Source organism: Bacillus cereus, from assembly GCF_007678085.1.
GTDB lineage: Bacteria > Bacillota > Bacilli > Bacillales > Bacillaceae_G > Bacillus_A > Bacillus_A cereus_BE.
In genome coordinates this window covers 60,554-80,733 of record NZ_VEDW01000002.1, presented here as the reverse complement: position 1 = coordinate 80,733, position 20,180 = coordinate 60,554, and the positions used below count along the sequence as shown (strand labels likewise).

Here is a 20,180-nt window from a genome sequence, read left to right as displayed (position 1 = left end):
AAAGGCGCCTAAAAAAATAGCATGTTTCAATAAGAAAAAGCACTCTAAATGAGTGCTTTTTCTCTAAGCATGAATGGCAATTTTGGAGACAGTTGACTTCTTCAAAAATTTATTAGGGGTAATATTTTGAAAAAGAAAGCCTTTCATATGTAGGTTAACACCACTGGAATATATAGTAAATTGATAATATTTATACGGAAGATTTCTAATGTTTAGTATAGATAGTTTCCACTATGCAAACAGTAGAAACTATCTATACTACATAACAAAAAAGGTGCCTTCAAAGAAGACACTTTTATAAACAGACACTATAAAACAGAATTATTTATTGTTATACGATTGTTAGATACAAAAAGTAGAGGGAAATGTTTGTATAAAATTCTGCTTTATATAGTCTGCCTACCACTTATATTTTAATCCTCTTTACTTGAAAATAAATATAATATGCATAATTACATACGAAAAAGAAAAGGCACTCCATAGAGTGCCTCTTCAACCATTTTACTTTTAATATATCGCTTTACATACATTGTAACATATGTATCTATATATTTTATTGAGAAAATTCTAAATCATTTTTTCTTTCATTTTCAATTATAAAATCATGTAATATAAATGGTATGTCAAATTCTTATACAAATTGAGGTGTACTATATTTATGTATTTTGGAATTATTCCCCTTATATTGTTTATTATTTTTCTTATCTCTTATTTAAAGGATCCACGAAAAATAATAAACGGCTTTTTATTTAATGCCTTTTTCTGTTCATTTCTATTATTTTGCGCTATAGCCTCATATGAGTCTGGTAGTAATTCTTTGCATTTTATCGTTATTCTACCTATGTTAGCACTACTTGTAATGATACCTTTTGGTATCGTTGCTTTAATGTTTGGGCTATTTCTTAATGCGAGAATCTTGATGAAGCGTGAAGGAAGACGATTTACAAACTCTTTAACCTTAATTGCAGCCTTAGGGATTTTATTATGCATACTACTCGCTATCATAAATCCAGCTAACTTATTTTCACCACATTTCCAACCTATTTTTGGTGGTATTTCTCTTATAACCGTATATTTCTTTATACACTTATCTAACTTCTTAACCGCTTATTTTTTATATCAATTCAACAGACCAAGGCGTAATCAAGACTTCATTATCGTTCTTGGTAGCGGCTTAATTAATGATAAAGTACCACCTTTACTTGCAAGTCGTATTAATAAAGCGATCGACTTTTACTGGAAACAAGCCGCTGTGAATACACCACCAACAATTATTTTCTCTGGTGGTCAAGGTCCCGATGAAGGCCTTCCTGAAGCAGAAGCGATGCAAAAGTATGCTGTTGAAAAAGGAATTCCGCTTGAACATACAGTACAAGAAAATCGCTCTGTAAACACATATCAAAATATGTCGTTCTCTAAAGAAATTATGGATTCTTTAAAACCTGAAGGTAAGTATAGAAGTATTTTTACAACGAATAATTTCCACCTTTTCCGCGCTGGTATATATGCAAGACAAGCAGGTCTTAATAGCCAAGGAATTGGATCAAAAACTGCCTTTTATTACTGGCCTAACGCAATGATTCGCGAATATGTCGCAATCGTTGTGATGGGACGTAAGCGTCATATGAAAGTTTGCGGAGCTATTTTAGGATTTTCTTTATTCCTATCCGTGCTTAGTTTTATCATTTCTTAATAGTCTCCCATCCTTTGAAAGGATGGGATTTCTTATACTCATTTCAAAAATATTTTAAAGTTAATATGGTCATAATATTCCCTGCATACATCCATTAAAGGAGAATTTTTTCAAATAAAATGTTAAAATGGAAGTTAGGTGTGAATTACGTAACAAATAAGAAACTAGTTTGAAACGAGGAAATTACATGGAGAAAATTATCAAAAACAAGCCCAATAAGCTAAAAATTGCTTCTAAAGCTTTGATGATTATTATTGGGGCATTTATCACAGCGTACGGATTAGAAGCAGTATTAATTCCAAATAACGTATCAGACGGTGGTGTGACTGGTTTAAGTATCGTTAGTTCAAGATTATTTGGATTACCATTAGGGGCTCTAATCGCAGTTATTAACATTCCTTTCGTTTGGTTAGGATATAAGCAAATCGGTAAAAGCTTTGCAATTTATTCTATTATCGGGATTGCTTCATTAGCAGTAGGCACTGTTGTTATGCACGGAATACCAGCTATTATTGAAGGCGATACACTACTTGTTACAGTTGTTGGTGGTATTATCATCGGTTTCGGTATGGGACTAGCATTACGTAACGGCGGCGCATTAGATGGAATCGATATGCTAGCTGTATTGCTTTCTCGTAAGTTACCTTTTGGAACAAGTGACCTTATTTTATTCTTAAACATGTTCGTATTTATTTTCGTATCAACAGTATTCGGTCTTCAAGGAGCTATCCTTTCAGCAATTGCTTACTTTATTGCTTCGAAAGTGATTCATATCGTTGAAGTTGGTTTAAGTGGTTCAAAAGCATTTAAAATCATTACGAAAGAGCCTGAATTAATGGTAGAAACCATTCGCGATCGTTTAGGCCGAAGTGCAACATATAACGAAGTGTACGGTGGTTATTCAAGAGAGAAATTCAAAGAAATTTCTTGTGTAATTAACCGTTTAGAAGAAAGTAAAATGAAAGAACTTATTAATGAAATCGATCCACACGCCTTTATTACAGTTTATGACGTAGCAGAAGTAAAAGGCGGTAACTTTAAGAAACGTGATATTCATTAATCATTATGAATAAAGAGGGTGTGCCAACAATTTGGCACACCCTCTTCTTATTATTAAGTTGCGGTCGATATATTCTAATAATCGCTGATATATTTTTACTCGCCCCATCTTCCTCCTCTCTTAATCCATGCTACGTATTTTTGAAAGGCCGGTACTTCCTGTTGAAAGCGAAGCGGAACATATAGAAAGAGGGTGCATGTACATAATATCCATAGAATACCTACTACAAAGTGAAATTTCATCGTTGTGCTAATAAACAAACTGAGGAATAAGACGAGGAACATAATCAAACTAAACCTTTTATATAAAGTCATGATAATCTCCTCCTTATAACTTAATTGTACCAGCTATAAGGAATTAATTTCCATAATAAAAAGACCAAAAAGCAAATTCCACTTTTCGGTCTCTATAACTATCTTCTCTTCGTAATCTTTCCTGAACCACCGACCCTCGTTTTCGGAGGAGAAGTATTCCTTGGCGGCGTTTTAATAGATGATTTCGGCTTTACATCTGATCCGCTCGAGCCACCTGGTGTTTTCGTAATTTTCCCTTTGCTTCCAGTAGAAGGCGGAGGGGTACTACTTCCTTTTTTCGTAATACTTCCTGTATCCCCTACAGAAGATTTCGAATCTACATTATCGCCTCGCTTAATGATAGATCCTTTCCCTTCCTTCGTAATTGGAGGCGGGGTTTTCTTTTCTTCTTTCGTAGGTGGTCTTTCTGGAACAACTGGCTTATGATTTTGTCTGTCATTATATCCTCGGTAATCACCTGAAGATGATTTTTTTGAACCGAATATATCGTTTAAAATACTTCCCATAATATATCCTTGCAGGAAGGATGGTTGGTAATTTTGACGGACAAATTCTTCATTGCTTACTTCAATTAACGTATCAGATGGTTTCTCTTTATCCTTTTGCAAATTATACATTTTATCAGAATAAACGAGGAACATTTGATTTTCGTCTTCTTTAGATGCTTGCTTCGGTTTCCTTTCAGCTATAAGTTCCTTTGCGACTTCAGGAACTGACCGATTGGCGGCCCTATACACGTAAGATTCTTGTTTACCTTCTTTTGCAACAGACTCAAGTGGATAACGGTCTTGAATCGACTTTGTCTGCCCGCCTTGACAACCTGATAAGGCATATCCAGCAACAACAAGTAATGTAACGATAGCAAGTATAGGGATCACGAACGATTTAATCATGGTAAACAATCGGTTTGACATGATTACGCCCCCTTACGTTGCTCTTATAATTTGTACATCAGCAGGAATAATTGCTTCTCCCTCATACATCATTGTGCGACCATTTTGCCATTCAATACGTAATAATTTTCGGTTATCTGATTGGAATTCCCATACGTACTGTTCCTCTGAAGCAGAGAATGGTGTTTTCCCCATCACAACAACACGTCCGCTATATTGCTCTTCCATATGGTACTCTATATCATCCATTTCAATTGTCGTCGGAATTTCATCAATCGAATCTAAGCGACCATCGATGGGTGTATATAATTTGTAATACGTATTTTCACGGTCTTCAATTTTCAAATAACGAATATCTTTCCCGTCTTGCAATGTTAAAACAATTTCTTTACGAGAATGCATACTCGTTTTCCCGGTTAATTCATACATGACTAATGAAACTTCAATCATATCGCCAGGAGCTAACGTTAACAAACTTTTCTCTGGTTTCGGCGGCTCTGGGCTCTTCATTATATTTTTAATGCGTTTAAATAAACTCACGATCTACCCCTCCTTCTCTCTTTATAAACAAGCACCTAAAATAAGTGCACCAACGATATGTAATGATCCGGCCAACATCGCATGCGCAACACTGCCTTCTTTCGTACCTTCTTCTAAATCTAAACCTGCTATTTTCTTTAACACAAGTTCGATAAACATTTCTACCACTAATAAAATAACGAAAGAAACTGCTGATGCAAGTAGCGCTTGCCATAAGTCATTTGCTTTCGTTATCGATTGAGATAAAATGTACCCTTGCGCGAATAATTTCATAACGAAACGCGTTGTTACAGCTGTATTCCCATTCTTTATTTCTTTTAAATCATTGTATTTCGTAAAAATTGAATCAACCCACATAATTGCAAATAAAAGTACTGCACTTGCTCCAGTCCATACAAGCATGGCTAACACATTTGTCCATGTCATTGCAAAACCTCCTCTAAAAAAATAATAGAAAACCGACATGAATTCTCTTCAGACATGTCGGTTTCTTTGTCTATTCTATATTATTTCTCATACTGCTTCATAATACGAGCTAATTCATCGTCAACAGCAGAATTTTTGTTTAAGCTTGCGAATTCATCATCTAATGACTTTTCTTTTTTGTACACTTCGCCGCTTGCTTCTGCTTCAGCTTCTAATTGAAGAGCTTTCTCTTCCATACGGCTTAAACCAGCTTTTGCTGAGTTTGAATCAAATCCAGACATCGCCTGATTAATATTCTTTTGTGCTTTCGCCGCATTTACACGTGCTACAAGTGTTTCACGTTTATTTTTCAGCTCTGTTAATTGCTTACGCATTTCTTCTAGCTTCAGACGAAGATTATCAGCAGCAGCTTTGTTTTGCTCATAGCTTGCTTTATACTCATTCATCTTTTGCTCTGCATTTTGTTTTTCTTCTAGTGCACGGCGCGCAAGATCTAAGTTACTAGCTTGAACAGCCATATGAGCTTGCTCTTCACGTTTTTTCACAAGTGCTTCTTGCTCTTCAAATAATATTTTGAATTTCTTCTCAAGTGCAATTTGAGCTGCTACACTTTTCTCAGCTTCTTGTACATCTGCTTGCATATCGCGTAAATATTGATCCGTCATCTTAACTGGATCTTCTGCTTTCTCAATTAATGAATACACATTCGACATAGTTAAATCTCTTAATCGTTTAAATACAGACATCCAAATTCCTCCTATGATATACCTCATATTTCAAATTCACTACTTGGAAAAATAAAAATCTCCCTTAACAGTAAAGAATAGTCATTTTTACAGCTATATGTTTATTATAACAAAACGAAGATGTCCTTACATGTTATTTCCAAAATACATCCAATATAATATGACATTCTAGATACAATATTGTATCTCTAATATATTCTCATTACTTCATTTTAAATTAACTTACTTTTGTGCAATTTCACTAAATTACATAAGTGTAATGTTACTGTAACCTAACTCGATAGTTACGTTTTCATATTTCTTATACACTAATACCAGAAGCAACAAACAAGCTTCTCATCATTTCAGAACTAATACAAAAAATGTATTTACTATAAAACATATAAAAGGAGAAATCATCATGAAAAAATTAGTAGGAATCGGATTAGCAGCAGCAATTTCACTAGGAGCATTATCAGGTTGTTCTTTATTAGGAGAGAAAGCGAACGGCTTTGTACTGTATGGATCAGAAGAGCAAGTTCAGCAAATTACAGATAAAAACAAAAAAGAAGTGAAGGAAAAAGACTTCTATAAAATGAAAATGACAACATTAGAGGGTAAAAAAGTTCTTGTCATGGATAAGAAAACTGGTGAAGAACTGGTGAAGAAAGAATTACTTAGCAAAGTTGATGAAAAAGACGACACAAAACCACTTGATAAATTGCCAGCTGTAACAGCAGAGCAAGGTGTATTATTTGCTAAAGAAAAAGTACAAAACGCTACACTTGATGGAGCAAAATTAAAATACGAAGGCAACACAATTATCGGAAGTGGCCGTTCATATGCAGACATGTTCGCGATTGTTGACGATGCAACTTACGGAAATGTAAAAGGTGATGAAAAATCTGTTGGGGTATTAAAATTCGATAAAGACCCAAGTAAAGAATTCCCTGGTTACAACGGAGTAGAAGCTTCTCAACTTGTAAAAATTAAAAAATAAAACAAAAAAGCTTTGCGAAATTCGCAAAGCTTTTTCTATTTATTATGAGCAATTTGCTCCATATCCGGACTACAAGTATTCGACTGACATGACTTATTTAAAGAACATGCTGCGCATTTTCCTTTTTTACTTCTCTTTACAAAATTAACTAACGTGTATGCTGCATAACCAAAAATGATAGCTCCAATTATAATATTGACCACCATCGTAATACATCTCCTTCTAGAATCCGAGTAGGGATCCAACTTGGTATATAATGAGCGTTAATACATAAGCAACAACAAGTGGATAAATAACAGAGAAAACCGTCCATTTCGCTGACCCTGTTTCACGTTTAATAACGGCTACTGTCGCTAAACACGGAACATATAATAAAATAAAGAACATAAATGCATATGCTGATAGCGCTGTATAATGTGCTCCCATTACATTTCCTAGCACATCTTCTTTCACCGCATAAATAATTGCCATTGTTGAAACGACAACTTCCTTCGCTAAAAATCCTGTTAAAAGGGATGCCGCAGCTTGCCACGTTCCAAATCCAAGCGGTGCAAATAGTGGTGCGATAAATCCACCAATCATCGCTAAATAACTGTCTCCCATATCAACACCAAATCCTGATGGACCTGCATAGTTTAATAACCAAATCACCACCGAGCCACCGAAGATAAATGTACCTGCTTTACGAACAAATCCTTTTCCTTTCTCCCACGTGCTTAGCCATAACGTTTTCGCTTGTGGCACGCGGTAAGGAGGTAGTTCAATAACGAAAATAGATTTTTCCGCTTTTAAAATGGTAAGAGACATAATTTTTGTAACGAGTAATGCAAGAACAATACCTGCAACATATAAAGAGAACACAACAGTTGCCTGACTTTGAGGGAAGAATGCTCCCGCAAATAATGCATATACAGGTAAACGTGCCGAGCAAGACATAAACGGTGTTACAAGAACTGTAAGTAAACGTTCTTTTTCTTGTTCAATCGTTCTCGCTGCCATAATACCTGGAACATTACACCCAAAACCGATAATCATCGGAATAAACGCTTTTCCGTTTAAACCGAAGAACTCCATAATTCTATCCATAACAACTGCAATTCGCGCCATATATCCTGAGTCTTCTAATAATGAAATGAAAAAGAAAAGTGCAAAGATTTGTGGAACGAATACTAATACCGCACCAACACCGGCAATAATACCTTCTGTAACGAGCGCTTGAATAAAATCAGAAGCACCCACACTAGTGAGCCCGGCCGTTACCCAATCCGTAAGCTGTCCACCAAAAAACTCATCCAGCATATCAGATAAAGGTGTACCAATCCATGTAAACGTAACCTGAAAAATAAAAAACATAACTGCTAAAAAGATTGGAAGTCCTAAAATTTTATGTGTAATTAATCTATCAACTTTTTCCGAAAAAGGAATTTTCCCTTCTTTCTCATGCTGCATAACATTTGTTTTTAACTTTTCAATATACGCTTCACGAGTTTTGTAAATATGCTCTTCCAACGTACAATCAAGTTTTCCTTCTAAGCGAGATCGAATGGCTACAAGTTCCTTATAAATTAGCAATGCTTTCATTTCTTTTTCTACTACTTCGTTATTGCTTAAAAATTGAAGAGCTAACCATCTTGGATGCTTATAATTCGCTTTCTCTAAAAGAGAAATTACCTCTCCAATTCCTTCATCCATTTGTACACCATATGAAATAATAAATGGCTTTTTCTCGTTTTTGTCATTTTCTTTAAGAGTAGCAAGTAGTTCTTCACAACCTTTTCCACTTCTTGCAACGACAGGAACGACTGTTACACCTAATAGCTCTGATAATCGTTTTACATCAATTATAATTCCTCTTTGCTTTGCCACATCGACCATATTTAACCCAATTGAAACCGGCTTTCCAAATTCAAGTAATTGCAACGTTAAATGCATATTTCTCTCGAATTGCGAAGAATCCACTATATTTAACATATGATGAAATTCGTCTGTTAGTAGAAAATTCGTAACGACACCTTCATCACGCGAAACTGGATTTAAATCATAAACTCCTGGTAAGTCAATTAATGTTCCTTGCTTATCTTTTAATTTACCAACCTTCTTTTCTACTGTTACACCGCTCCAGTTTCCTACATACTCATAAGAACCAGTAAGTGCATTAAATAATGATGTCTTCCCTGTATTCGGATTCCCTAGCAAAGCTACCTTATTCACGCTAATTCCACCTTTATCATTTTCGCGTCACAATGACGAATACTAATTAACTGTCCACGACACTCCAATGTACAAGGACCTTTGAACATCGCCTTTTGCTTCATGCGAAGTTCGCTTCCTTCAGAAAGACCGAAAGCAGCCAATCTTCTCTTTAATAAATGATCTAAAGACTGAACACTTTTTACTAGCACTTTCTCACCGATTTTAATATCTACTAAGCTCATAACCTTCCCCCTCCGAAGAGAATGATAATTATTTTCAGAAGAATTATAGCACACTCTTTTTCTCGAGCACTATCCCCTTTGACTTCATATTTATTAACATTTTTCTACAATTTTATTTCAATAATTGTCATAATCGATTCGTTTGCCATTCTCATCCATTTCGCTTACAATAAACAATAGCAAATAAAGAATCTCGTTATCACTGGGGGAGCCATGCCGCTGAGAGGGAACACTTCGTTCCGACCCTTCGAACCTGTTAGTTAATGCTAACGCAGGGATTGTGCAAACGTCCGAAATACATACCTCTTTTTATTTACGTATTTCGTATCCTCCTATGATATCTATTCTTTTTTGTACAACTTGGATTTAGGGGGAGACAACATGCGTAACACCAATTTACAAGCGATGATCGAATCTGCAATTCTTGCAGCCTTCGCCATGATTATCGACATTTTACCATTATCACTTAAACTTCCAACAGGCGGTTCCATTTCATTTGCTATGATTCCTATTTTTATTATCGCTTACCGCTGGGGCTTCAAGATGGCTTTCTTAGGAGGCTTAATTTGGGGATTATTACAAATTGTCGTGGGAGATGCTTACATTTTAACACCTGTTCAAGCATTCATTGAGTACTTCATTGCCTTTGCTTTTATTGGATTTGCTGGGCTCTTCTATAAACAAATTCAGCAGACCTTAATTAACGGTGAAGGAAAGAAAACGATTTCCTATATTATCCTTGCTACATTTATCGGTAGTCTAGCTCGCTATTTCTGTCACTTTATCGCTGGTATTATTTTCTGGGGACAATATGCACCGAAAGGTCAATCAGCTGTGCTATATTCATTAATTGTAAACGGTAGTACAATGCTTGGTTCTTTCATATTATGTACAGTATTACTATTTCTTTTATTTAGAACTTCACCACGCTTATTCAAAAGCATCGGTGCTTCTCAAAGGAATGTAAACAAAAAGAGTGCTTAATAAGCGCTCTTTTTTTCATATCGTAATATCAATTAAAAATACAATAAATGCACAAAAGAAAATAAATACCATTATACTTAGCCAATTGCTATGCACGGTTCATCGACTCCTTACATAACCTCATTTTCTAACCAAATTATATCGTTTAAAAATAAAGATTAGGTAAAGATAATATGAAAATAAATTAAAAAAAGCGTAGCATGCATCATCTACGCTTTTTTCGGTAAGTAAAAGTAAAATAATACACCATCTTCTGTATTTTCTACCCCATATTCAGCATCATGCAGTTCTAAAATGTTCTTTGAAATAGCAAGACCAAGACCCGTTCCACCTTGTGAACGCTGACGAGATGCATCCACACGATAAAAACGATCCCAAATTTTATCTAATTGCTCTTCTTCAATGTGAGTACCTTTATTTTCAATACACACTTTTATACGGTTCTTCTCATCTATTGTAGAAATAATGATATCCTCTTTATTTGGTGTATAACGTATTGCATTCGTAATGAAGTTCACAATGACTTGTTCAATCCGGCCTTGATTTGCAACTACTTCAAATGAACATATATTTTTATGAACACAAAGTTCTTTTTTCTCTATTTCTACAGATAGATGTTCACATATATCTTCAATTACTGTATCAATATAAAACGAATCCTTTTTCATTTTATATGTACCAGATTCAAATTTAGCTAACTCAAGCATATCCAAAATTAACGTATCCATTTTGTCTACTTCTCTCTCCATCGCTTGAAAATAATACTCTTTTTTATGCTCAGCTACTCCATCTTTTAAAATAGAAATACAGCTTTTCATAATACTCAGCGGTGTTTTTAATTCATGCGAAACACCAGAAATGAATTCTTTCCGCGTATTTTCTAACTTTCTTTCCTTTTCAATATCTTGTTCTAGCTGTCCAATATGCGAATGGAGCTTAGTGGATAATACATTAATATTTTTCGATAAATCACCAATTTCATCTTTTGAAGTAATCGGTATTTGTTCTGTGAAATCTAAATGCGCTATTTTTTTCGTTTTATCATTTATTTTTAATAACGGCTTTGCAATTTGTTTAGAGTAATAAAACGAAGCTAGAAAAATGAGAACGACTACAAATGCAATAATATAGATGTAATAATCTTGCACCATTTGTACAGCTTCATCTACGGGCTGTAAAGAAGCCATCGCATATATATATGTAACTGATCCGTCTCTTTCTTTTATTGGTTTTACTAATAATTTATATTTTATATCATTCTTTTCATAGTCCATTATTTTTGTTGCATCTTGTATTTGCTTACTTTCTTTTACTAATAAATTAGCTTGAAATTCCTTTATATTATCCAAAAATAGATTATTTTTATAGATTGGATTTACAGGCCCTTTTACATCAGGGAATTGTACTTTCGTAATTTTCCCTGCTAGATTGAAATCTGAATTTTGAGCCGCCCTCTTCTGTTCCTCAGCACTCATAATTCCAGCAACCTTTTTTCTTTCTGCAATGCTAGCATCTTGAGCGACTTTTGGCTTCTCATCACTCACCTGAGGTTCTTTTGCGGCTAATTTCTTACCTAACGGTTTATTCAGCCAACTCAAATTTACTTCTTCTACATATAAATAAAAAGCGATAAAACTATCATCCCTGTTTAGTCCATGAAAATACACGGATCGTCCTTCCAACTTAGGGAGTGTTCCACCTTCAATTTCATCTATACTCATGAGATAGTACAAAGGAATTTTGATTACCTTTTTTCCAAACTCCTTTTCTGCCCTACGATCTAAAGTAACCTCTACATAAAAATCATCCACATGTTTTAAATTCCCATTCTGATCCAATGTCGTAATCCACGTGTTATTTTCTCTAAAAAAGTCTTGCTCCAGCTTCTGAATTCCTTCTGCACTTCCTGCATAGTTCAAATAATTCTTTTCGAAGGAATTTAAATTCACTTTAATATCTTCCACTTTTCGATTCGCGTAATATTGCTTAAAAAATATCGTTTGTCCAATAAATATCGTCGCTAAAATTAACATACATAATGCTGTTGTGAGCGTAAATAATTTTAGTACAATCCCTTTTTTCATACATTCCCCTCAAATTTATATCCCGTTCGTACGACAGTTGTAATGTATTTCGCTTTCTCTCCTAACTTATTTCGCAAATTACGAATATGACTATTAACCGTTCGATCATCACCAGCAAATTCGTATCCCCAAATTCTTGAAATGAGTTGCTCTCGTGTTAAAACAATCCCTTGGTTTTTCATAAAATACGCTAATATTTCAAATTCTGTATGTGTTAAATTAATGTCTGTCCGATCTACCGTAACAGTACGCGACGGAAAATGGACGTGAATACCGTGAATTGCTAACGTATCATCTTCATTCTCTAAAAGCTGCTTTGTTACTTTTCTACTTTCTAACAATCTTTTCGCTCTTGCTAATAAAATTGGTGGACTATATGGCTTCGTCACATAGTCATCTGCTCCAAGTTCAAATCCAAGTAACGTATCATCTTCATCAACACGTGCTGTCAGCATAATAATAGGAACCTCGGAAGTTTTGCGAATTCTTCGGCAAACGGACCATCCATCAAGTTCCGGCAACATAATGTCTAAAATAACTAAATCAACCTCTTCTTCCTCAAATACAACTAAAGCTTCTTTCCCATCTCTTGCTTCAAATACTACATATTGCTCGCTCAAAAAATAATCTTTTAATATTTCACGCAAAATATCTTCATCTTCTACAATTAAAATGTTTTTTGCCATAACTTATATCCCCCTCTCGCTTTCAGAAACTACAATTTCATTTTGAATAACTAGCATTTAACTTCGCCTCGATAATATATCTATCTGGTGCATCCCCTATATAATCAAACGGATAGCAAGTCGTCAGTGTTAATATCGGTTCTTCTTTTTTTATAATAACAGTACGATCATCCGCATGGGTAATCCATGTCTTTTGAATTTCATATGTGTAAATTTTATTATCATACTCTAACACAAGAGTGTCCTTTTCTTTTAACTCTCCTAAATCTGTAAATACAGTATCCCGGTGCCCACTCAGTACAGTATGTCCCCCTCCAGATGGTGTCGTCGTTAAATCACTAACGAACATTCCAACTCCTTTCTTCAACGTTGCATCATTCGCCCCCCAATATATAGAAAACTTCTTCTTTATTTTCGGTATATTTAATAGAGCAATCTTTTCTCCTTCTTTATGTTCTGTTTGAGAAGAAGGCACTTGGGAAGTTACAGTTGTTTCATGAGAAAGCTGATTATGTTGTATATTGTTAAGACTCTTTATTTCTTCTTTCGTCAATTGCTGAGCAGAGCTTTTTCCTTTATACCATTCCATAGCGTAATATGATCCCATACATAGTCCTATAACCATCAATATGATACCGATATAATTGAGTAACTTCATGTTTCATCCCTCCATGCCAAAAATGGTAGGAATAACCTACCATTTTTAATATATGAAATTATCCTATTCTTTATAGGACAATATTTTATTTACGCCTTAACTTTATTGCGACGTTTCAAACCAAATAATGTCCCTATCCCTACAAGACATGCGCTTAGTACCATCATTGCTACATTATTAGATGCTGTGTTTGGTAATTTCTCTCCAGCTTCTTTTGCTGCTTCTTTTTTTGCAATAGCTTCCTTTTCTTTCACCTGTGGTGCTACTACTTCTTTAGCCATATTACTTTTTTCTTGTACTTGTGCCGCTTGCTTTTTCGCTATATCATTCTTTTCTTGGGCTTGCGCCGCTTGCTTTTTCGCTACTTCATTCTTCTCTTGGGCTTGTGCCGCTTGCTTTTTCGCTACTTCATTCTTCTCTTGGGCTTGTGCCGCTTGTTTTTTCTCTGTATCATTTTTTTGCTGCGCCTGAATCGCTGCTTCTTTTTTTGCTATATCTTGCTGTAATTGCGCTGCTTCTTCCTTTGTCAATGTTCCAGTTGAAGCACTTACTACTGAAGAATATCCTACTGTTAACAGTGCCATTGCACAGATTGGTAATAGTTTCTTTTTCATTTTATTTCTCTCCTTTTATACTTTTTACATCACTTCGTATCGGATGTATCACTAGAATAAACAAGAGATATAAATATAAGATGCAGATAAAATATATTTCATTTAAAGATTTACTTGTAGAAAAATAAAAAACATCGCAATATATACGATGTTTTTTCGGGTGTGTGTCTCAATATTTACATGTTACTTTCGCGTGATTTAGAAGTAGAACGGGCCGGAGCGATAACTAATTGTCTCGGCTCAGTTTTCTTTAAGTGATTTTTGACGTTACACTTACGACGTTGAACAACCCACGCTTTAATAGGGTTTGTCAAAATAATCTTTTGCTCTTCGTTAGGGGTCTCTTCTTCAAACCTACAACTTTCGCTCCATTTATTCCATTTCATTGTAAATTTAGAAGAAGAATGATCGTCTTCTCGATCAAACAAGTGCAAAAAATCAATTTCGCCAGCTAGCATTACGGTGTTGCTAGTTGCTAGAAAAGAAAAGGTCGTCCAACGTTTCTCCATGCCCTCCTACTCCTTTTTCACATATAGAGTGCCTAAAACTTAATTTACCTAAAATATGCTTGCCTTTTACCTTACACCTATAGTTTATCCAAAACACTACTATGCAACTATCGATTTGCCTTACAACTACCTTACATTTTTGTAAGAAACAAAAAAACCTTCACTCTCTACACGTGAAGGTTTCTCATTTCTCATCTATATGATCTTTCATATGATCGACTCCAGCTTCTTGCAGCTGTGACATCATACCGTGGGAAATTGCGCCTAATACTAAAGTCATTCCAATTAGTGAAATCCGAATCGCTGGTACATCAATTATGTAAGCCAAACTACCAAGAACAATTGTTAAAAGCAATGCTTTTATAAATGTTGCACTTGTATACTCTTTCTTTTTCATCATAATCACCCTTTATGGAAGCGTTTTCTTTACGTAATCAGTATATCATATCATCTGATTATTTTGTGGGGATTTTTGTAAAAAAATTATATCTTCTTTGACTTTTCCCTTTCTTTCCTTTACAGTCGAAATGTTCACAAGTTTTACACTGTAGGAGGACTCCAATGAATATTGAAATAAAAGACACTTTAATTTCTGAAGAACAATTACAAGAAAAAGTAAAAGAACTAGCACTTCAAATCGAACGTGATTTTGAAGGAGAAGAAATCGTAGTAATCGCTGTATTAAAAGGATCTTTCATATTCGCTGCCGATTTAATTCGTCACATTAAAAATGATGTAACAATCGACTTTATTTCTGCATCTAGCTACGGAAATCAAACAGAAACAACTGGAAAAGTAAAACTATTAAAAGATATCGATGTAAACATTACTGGAAAAAACGTAATTGTCGTAGAAGACATTATCGATTCTGGTTTAACACTTCACTTCCTAAAAGATCACTTCTTTATGCATAAACCGAAAGCATTGAAATTCTGTACGTTACTTGATAAACCTGAGCGTCGTAAAGTGGACTTAAAAGCTGAATATGTTGGCTTCCAAATTCCAGACGAATTTATCGTTGGATACGGTATCGACTGCGCAGAAAAATATCGTAACTTACCATTTATCGCTTCAGTTGTAACGGAATAATATAATAGAATAAACTTCCATCAATTACTGGTGGAAGTTTATTTTCTATCACAATTCGTAAAAGACAAAGGGAGAGAAAATAATGACAAAGACAAAATTTGAAAAAGTACTCCTCATCGTAAATCCAAAAGCAGGGCAAGGCGATTTACATACGAACTTAACGAAAATCGTACCACCTCTTGCAGCAGCTTTTCCTGACTTACATATCCTTCATACGAAAAAGCAAGGTGATGCGACAAAATATTGCCAAGAGTTTGCTAGTAAAGTAGATTTAATTATCGTCTTTGGTGGTGACGGCACTGTATTTGAATGCACAAATGGCTTAGCACCTCTTGAAACTAGACCTACACTTGCAATCATTCCAGGCGGAACTTGCAACGACTTCTCTCGCACACTCGGTGTTCCGCAAAACATTGCAGAAGCAGCAAAGCTTATTACACAAGGACATGTAAAACCAGTTGACGTCGCAAAAGCAAATGGACAACACTTCTTAAACTTCTGGGGTATTGGACTGGTCTCTGAAGTATCAAACAATATTGATGCAGAAGAGAAAGCAAAGCTTGGAAAGATCGGCTACTACTTAAGCACTATTCGAACTGTCAAAAATGCTGAAACCTTCCCAGTAAAAATTACGTACGACGGACAAGTATACGAAGACGAAGCTGTCCTTGTTATGGTTGGAAACGGTGAATATCTTGGTGGTATCCCGTCCTTTATTCCAAACGTAAAGTGCGATGACGGCACACTTGATATTTTCGTCGTAAAATCAACGGGCATTCAAGCGTTTAAAGATTATATCGGAAAAAAACTATTTGAAGACTCAAATGAAAATGACATCTTCCACGTAAAAGCGAAATCCATTCATATTGAAACAGAAGAAGAAAAAGAAGTAGATACAGATGGAGAAAGCTCGCTTCATACACCTTGTCAGATTGAATTATTGCAAGGACACTTTACGATGATTTATAATCCTGCGGTTGTGTAATGCAAAAAGGCGAGCTAAAGTTTCAACACTTTGGCTCGGCTTTTTTATTAAAAAGGCATTTTGCTTTACTTATAATTACAAGTTTTCGTAATCAAACTCCACCCAACTTTTCCAATGCGTATTAGAATCCTTATTCACAATAATGCCTGGATCTTTCTTCTCTATTGCAGCGGCTACTGATTGGAAGAATTCATTTTCACTTACTTTCTCGTCTTCAACATGTTGCCATTCTTCCGTTTCATACACTACTTCCCAGTCGCCTTCTAAACCGCACTCTTCTAAAATTTTTTCTTTTTCCCACCATACTAAATTCCGAGCTTCGTCATTAGTAGCAAGCATACGCATGAAATATGCGGGATAAGACTCTGTCGTTTGTACTTCTATTCCATGATTCACATAATCTTCTTCTGTAAATTTATATTCAAAATGATGATCACGAATTTGCAAACTACCGTTATGAATATCGATTATAAATTCACCTTCATCATCAAATAATTCATACTCTCCATTATTTAATTGCAAAATAGCATCATCACCAATTAAATGATTCACTCTATCACCAAATACTTGAATATCATTACATACCCCTAATGAACCTACTCCAACAAATTGAAACACCATTAACCAATCCTCATTATCTTTAAAGAAAAGAGAGAATTTCACTTGTGAAATATTCATCTCTGCATTATCTAGGGTAGGGAATTCAAAATTACTTTGCTTTTTATCTAATAGTTTCAAAATATCCTGTTTCATCTGTATCATCTTCACCTCTATATAAATTCTTTCAATTTCACTAGAGTATAACATAGACTTTCTTGCCTGTGACTTTCTAATAATATTGCTAAAAAAATAGCAAAGTTTCCTGTTTGCATGCCCTAGTTCTTTTTAGATACAATGAAGGAAAGAAGCCACCTAATACAAGGGAGAGGGAAAGCTTTGTTCAACCAACAGTTAGTTAATTTACGCATTGATTTTGCATTTAAACAATTGTTTGGTACGAATGGTAGTGAAGATATTCTAATTGTATTTTTAAACGCTACGTTACAAAATTCTTTAGAATCCCCCATCGCTTCTCTACAGCTAGAAGATCCACATTTACATCGGGAATATGAAGAGGATAAGTTATCTATTTTAGATATTTCAGCGACATTAAACACAGGAACAAAAGTAAATGTAGAAATACAGCTCAATAATAATCACGATATGATGAAACGTAGTTTATATTATTGGGGAAATTATACACATCTCAATTACAAAAAGGTACGCCTTACAGTTCCCTTCATAAAACCATCACCATTAATTTATTAAAATTCATAATATTCTCAGACCAAAAAGAATTTCATACAACGGGCACATTATGGAATTCACAACAACAGAAACTCTTGAGTGATGACATAGAAATTCATATTGTAGAAATTCCAAAGTTAACAAAACAATGGCATGAAGAAAAAGTAAATCCGTGGAAAGATCCATTTGTTCGTTGGCTTTTATTGCTTTCAGCAAATGAGGATGAACAATTAACTAAAACATTGGAGGATATTGCTATGGATCAAGACCCTATTTTACAAAAAGCAATAAACAAGTGGGAACGTATGAGTCAAGATTCCTCTTTCCGACAAGCCTATGATGCAAGGGAGAAAGTTTTAATGGATGAAGCCGCAAAATTCGCCCATGCAGAAAAAGAAGGTATGAAAAGAGGATTGGAAAAGGGAATGGAAAAGGGCTTGGAAAAAGGGGTACAACAAGGAAAAATTCAAATGATTAAAAGTATGCATGATCTTGGTATACCACTTGAAACAATTGCTAAGGCAAGTAAATTAAATGTGCATGAGGTTGAGCATATTTTAGGACATAAATAGTTATAAAAAAGAGCTTGAATGGTTTCAAGCTCTTTTTTATAAACTTTCCTCAATATCGTCCAATTGAGTCTTATAACATTCATCACACTCTAGCATAGTAGGAAGAATCCCTCTTTCATCAGGTAATAAAACCCTCAAAACTTATCGATCTATCTCTATGAAACATTTCATAATAATGGGATATCCTTCAATAATATTCGTATAATCAATTCCTTGTTCAAACTTTTTTCCGCTCTTTATTTCTTCTACTTTCAACATAAAAAAACCGAAATTATACAAAATGATTTCGGATTTCCTATAGTTAAAATATTAAATTGCATTTCGAACAAAAAGGAGCAGAATTCCCTCTTCGGATTTTCGCATCACATTTTGGACAATATACATATCGCTCTTCTATCTTTTCTCGTTCTATCATATGTAAAGATACGATTCTCATACTACACATAAATCCAATTAAAATAAGACTAACAATGAGTAGCATCACTCTCTCCTCCCCCCACTAAATTTTACCATAAAATAATAAAATCGATTCCCACATTGAGAATCGGTTTTATACTTACAATCCTAACTCCATCTTTGCTCCATCAGGAATTTTATCTATCGTTACTTGCACTTTATCATATAAGAACTTACCTCTCGTAAGCACATACCAGTACGATCCTTTTGGTAATTCATCTACTCCGTCAATTATAACTTCTTTTTCCTTACCATTTTCATCATAAGCTTTCACTTTATATTCACGACCTTTATTTTCACCTAACTCTTTACCATCGTTATCAATTATTGCATAATGGTGCTCTATATCAAGAAATGGATTCATTCTATCAATCCCAGCGCTCCCATTTAATAAATATGCCGCTCCTGCGACGATAACAAGTAATGATCCAAAAATAAATCTTTTCATCTATATTCCGCCTTTCATTATGTTTTCTTTAAGATGTTTCTAAGTATAGAGCGTAATTCTTAATAAAAACTCGTACGGTTTCTTAACATTTTCTTAAACTAGAAGTGAAATATTAATTAGTAAGCTCAAGAAATAAAAAAAGAATTCTCCACGCCACAATTGACAAAATTACACCTGTAGTGTAATTTTACACTACATAAAAAAGGAGCTGTATGATGAATAAACAAGAATTTATTGAACTCGTTAATTCAAAATTAAAACTCATCCGTGTTGAAAATAATTTATCACAAGATAAAATGTCAGAAATTATTGGTTTATCGAAGAAAACATTAGTAGAAATTGAAAAAGGAAGACGCACACTAACATGGTCAGGGGCAGTTTGTGTCGTAACACTCTTCGAACAGAGCGATACAGTCCAGATGACATTTGGGGATGATGTAAATGAAATTATAAAAACAATCGCTTTTGCACATTACAATACGAATTTCGCGAAAACGTTAGGAGGAAAAATGTAGTGGCGACAAATAAAAGAATTAAATGGTTACCAAATACAACAAAATATTTTATCTCAACACTATCAAATTTTGGATAAAGAAGACCGCAGAATATGCCATTCATTCGATTTGGATGAAATTGAACAAAGATTTATAGAAATGGCAAAAACATCTCAATAAAGTTCAGCTAATCGAGCTTTTACGGGTAGCCCGACTCCTACCTAACTT

The 20,180-nt window shown here is 34.6% G+C and carries 23 protein-coding genes, 3 pseudogenes and 1 riboswitch; of the genes and pseudogenes, 8 read left to right on the top strand and 18 right to left on the bottom strand.

The genetic code is table 11. The features are described from left to right. Window positions 1-658 precede the first annotated feature (658 nt). Together FS742_RS09440 and FS742_RS09435 are read left to right on the top strand one after the other, a co-directional pair. Window positions 659-1,693, top strand: a complete 1,035-nt coding sequence (locus tag FS742_RS09440) for a YdcF family protein (RefSeq protein WP_144612139.1) — start codon at window positions 659-661, stop codon at window positions 1,691-1,693. A 187-nt stretch (window positions 1,694-1,880) separates the two neighbouring features. Beyond that, window positions 1,881-2,753: a YitT family protein gene (locus tag FS742_RS09435; RefSeq protein WP_000411244.1), complete on the top strand. Its 873-nt coding sequence runs from the start codon at window positions 1,881-1,883 to the stop codon at window positions 2,751-2,753. A 95-nt stretch (window positions 2,754-2,848) separates the two neighbouring features. Here FS742_RS09435 and FS742_RS09430 read toward each other — a convergent pair whose 3' ends face one another. The 5 genes from FS742_RS09430 to FS742_RS09410 form a co-directional block, all read right to left on the bottom strand. After that, complete coding sequence (locus FS742_RS09430; RefSeq protein ID WP_000177450.1) at window positions 2,849-3,067, bottom strand: hypothetical protein; 219 nt, start codon at window positions 3,065-3,067, stop codon at window positions 2,849-2,851. Between the two features lie 98 nt (window positions 3,068-3,165). Beyond that, window positions 3,166-3,981: a DUF4247 domain-containing protein gene (locus tag FS742_RS09425; RefSeq protein ID WP_071725039.1), complete on the bottom strand. Its 816-nt coding sequence runs from the start codon at window positions 3,979-3,981 to the stop codon at window positions 3,166-3,168. Between the two features lie 12 nt (window positions 3,982-3,993). After that, window positions 3,994-4,500, bottom strand: coding sequence for a DUF4178 domain-containing protein (locus FS742_RS09420; RefSeq protein WP_144612138.1), 507 nt, complete (start codon window positions 4,498-4,500; stop codon window positions 3,994-3,996). 21 nt (window positions 4,501-4,521) lie between these two features. Next, window positions 4,522-4,926 carry a DUF350 domain-containing protein gene (locus tag FS742_RS09415; protein WP_098096193.1) on the bottom strand — a complete coding sequence of 135 codons (405 nt, stop codon included), beginning with the start codon at window positions 4,924-4,926 and terminating at the stop codon, window positions 4,522-4,524. An 80-nt stretch (window positions 4,927-5,006) separates the two neighbouring features. Next, a complete protein-coding gene (locus tag FS742_RS09410; RefSeq protein ID WP_000110287.1) occupies window positions 5,007-5,672 on the bottom strand; it encodes a PspA/IM30 family protein in 666 nt (221 codons plus the stop codon). A gap of 400 nt (window positions 5,673-6,072) precedes the next feature. Here FS742_RS09410 and FS742_RS09405 point away from each other — a divergent pair, with 400 nt between their 5' ends. Next, window positions 6,073-6,651 carry a lipoprotein BA_5634 family protein gene (locus tag FS742_RS09405; RefSeq protein WP_144612137.1) on the top strand — a complete coding sequence of 193 codons (579 nt, stop codon included), beginning with the start codon at window positions 6,073-6,075 and terminating at the stop codon, window positions 6,649-6,651. 35 nt (window positions 6,652-6,686) lie between these two features. Here FS742_RS09405 and FS742_RS09400 read toward each other — a convergent pair whose 3' ends face one another. The 3 genes from FS742_RS09400 to FS742_RS09390 are packed head-to-tail and all read right to left on the bottom strand — an operon-like array spanning window position 6,687 to window position 9,086. Next, entirely contained in the window at window positions 6,687-6,857 is a 171-nt protein-coding gene (locus tag FS742_RS09400) for a FeoB-associated Cys-rich membrane protein (protein WP_144612136.1), read from the bottom strand. A 16-nt stretch (window positions 6,858-6,873) separates the two neighbouring features. Beyond that, window positions 6,874-8,862 carry a ferrous iron transport protein B gene (feoB, locus tag FS742_RS09395; RefSeq protein ID WP_144612135.1) on the bottom strand — a complete coding sequence of 663 codons (1,989 nt, stop codon included), beginning with the start codon at window positions 8,860-8,862 and terminating at the stop codon, window positions 6,874-6,876. Beyond that, entirely contained in the window at window positions 8,859-9,086 is a 228-nt protein-coding gene (locus FS742_RS09390; RefSeq protein ID WP_000060518.1) for a FeoA family protein, read from the bottom strand. The genes feoB and FS742_RS09390 overlap by 4 nt, the downstream gene beginning before the upstream one ends. Before the next feature lie 194 nt (window positions 9,087-9,280). Next, window positions 9,281-9,382, top strand: a riboswitch (TPP riboswitch). Between the two features lie 64 nt (window positions 9,383-9,446). Here FS742_RS09390 and thiT point away from each other — a divergent pair. Then, on the top strand, window positions 9,447-10,070 hold the full coding sequence (gene thiT, locus FS742_RS09385; RefSeq protein WP_186327170.1) for an energy-coupled thiamine transporter ThiT: 624 nt from the start codon (window positions 9,447-9,449) through the stop codon (window positions 10,068-10,070). A 209-nt stretch (window positions 10,071-10,279) separates the two neighbouring features. Here the strand turns inward: thiT and FS742_RS09380 are convergent, their stop codons facing one another. The 6 genes from FS742_RS09380 to FS742_RS09355 all read right to left on the bottom strand — a co-directional run bounded on the left by FS742_RS09380 (window position 10,280) and on the right by FS742_RS09355 (window position 15,021). Beyond that, entirely contained in the window at window positions 10,280-12,154 is a 1,875-nt protein-coding gene (locus FS742_RS09380) for a sensor histidine kinase (RefSeq protein ID WP_144612133.1), read from the bottom strand. Then, window positions 12,151-12,840, bottom strand: coding sequence for a response regulator transcription factor (locus tag FS742_RS09375; RefSeq protein WP_144612132.1), 690 nt, complete (start codon window positions 12,838-12,840; stop codon window positions 12,151-12,153). The genes FS742_RS09380 and FS742_RS09375 overlap by 4 nt, the downstream gene beginning before the upstream one ends. 37 nt (window positions 12,841-12,877) lie before the next feature. Continuing rightward, window positions 12,878-13,498 (bottom strand): class D sortase, encoded by a 621-nt coding sequence (locus tag FS742_RS09370; RefSeq protein WP_144612131.1) that lies wholly within the window; start codon window positions 13,496-13,498, stop codon window positions 12,878-12,880. A gap of 89 nt (window positions 13,499-13,587) precedes the next feature. Further along, entirely contained in the window at window positions 13,588-14,112 is a 525-nt protein-coding gene (locus FS742_RS09365; protein WP_144612130.1) for an LPXTG cell wall anchor domain-containing protein, read from the bottom strand. A gap of 176 nt (window positions 14,113-14,288) precedes the next feature. Next, on the bottom strand, window positions 14,289-14,621 hold the full coding sequence (locus tag FS742_RS09360) for a hypothetical protein (RefSeq protein ID WP_144612129.1): 333 nt from the start codon (window positions 14,619-14,621) through the stop codon (window positions 14,289-14,291). 184 nt (window positions 14,622-14,805) lie between these two features. Next, window positions 14,806-15,021 (bottom strand): hypothetical protein, encoded by a 216-nt coding sequence (locus FS742_RS09355; protein WP_002073368.1) that lies wholly within the window; start codon window positions 15,019-15,021, stop codon window positions 14,806-14,808. Window positions 15,022-15,182: 161 nt separating this feature from the next. On the opposite strand from FS742_RS09355, the gene hpt reads away from it, so the two are divergent. Both hpt and FS742_RS09345 read left to right on the top strand, forming a co-directional pair. Further along, on the top strand, window positions 15,183-15,710 hold the full coding sequence (hpt, locus tag FS742_RS09350; protein WP_144612128.1) for a hypoxanthine phosphoribosyltransferase: 528 nt from the start codon (window positions 15,183-15,185) through the stop codon (window positions 15,708-15,710). 82 nt (window positions 15,711-15,792) lie between these two features. Next, window positions 15,793-16,695 (top strand): diacylglycerol/lipid kinase family protein, encoded by a 903-nt coding sequence (locus FS742_RS09345; protein ID WP_144612127.1) that lies wholly within the window; start codon window positions 15,793-15,795, stop codon window positions 16,693-16,695. A 75-nt stretch (window positions 16,696-16,770) separates the two neighbouring features. Here the strand turns inward: FS742_RS09345 and FS742_RS09340 are convergent, their stop codons facing one another. Beyond that, window positions 16,771-17,457 (bottom strand): DUF7003 family protein, encoded by a 687-nt coding sequence (locus FS742_RS09340; protein WP_144612126.1) that lies wholly within the window; start codon window positions 17,455-17,457, stop codon window positions 16,771-16,773. A gap of 174 nt (window positions 17,458-17,631) precedes the next feature. Between FS742_RS09340 and FS742_RS09335 the strand changes: the two are divergent. Next, window positions 17,632-18,554, top strand: a pseudogene (locus FS742_RS09335) (Rpn family recombination-promoting nuclease/putative transposase). A gap of 36 nt (window positions 18,555-18,590) precedes the next feature. On the opposite strand, the pseudogene FS742_RS09330 reads toward FS742_RS09335, so the two are convergent. From FS742_RS09330 to FS742_RS09320, 3 genes and pseudogenes are all read right to left on the bottom strand, one after another. Then, window positions 18,591-18,815: pseudogene (locus FS742_RS09330) on the bottom strand (hypothetical protein); the annotation flags it as partial. A 40-nt stretch (window positions 18,816-18,855) separates the two neighbouring features. After that, window positions 18,856-19,035, bottom strand: a complete 180-nt coding sequence (locus tag FS742_RS09325; protein ID WP_144612125.1) for a hypothetical protein — start codon at window positions 19,033-19,035, stop codon at window positions 18,856-18,858. A 75-nt stretch (window positions 19,036-19,110) separates the two neighbouring features. Next, entirely contained in the window at window positions 19,111-19,458 is a 348-nt protein-coding gene (locus FS742_RS09320; RefSeq protein ID WP_144612124.1) for a YxeA family protein, read from the bottom strand. Window positions 19,459-19,673: 215 nt separating this feature from the next. Between FS742_RS09320 and FS742_RS09315 the strand changes: the two are divergent. Further along, window positions 19,674-20,132 (top strand): annotated as a pseudogene (locus tag FS742_RS09315) (helix-turn-helix transcriptional regulator). The last annotated feature ends 48 nt before the right edge of the window (window positions 20,133-20,180 follow it).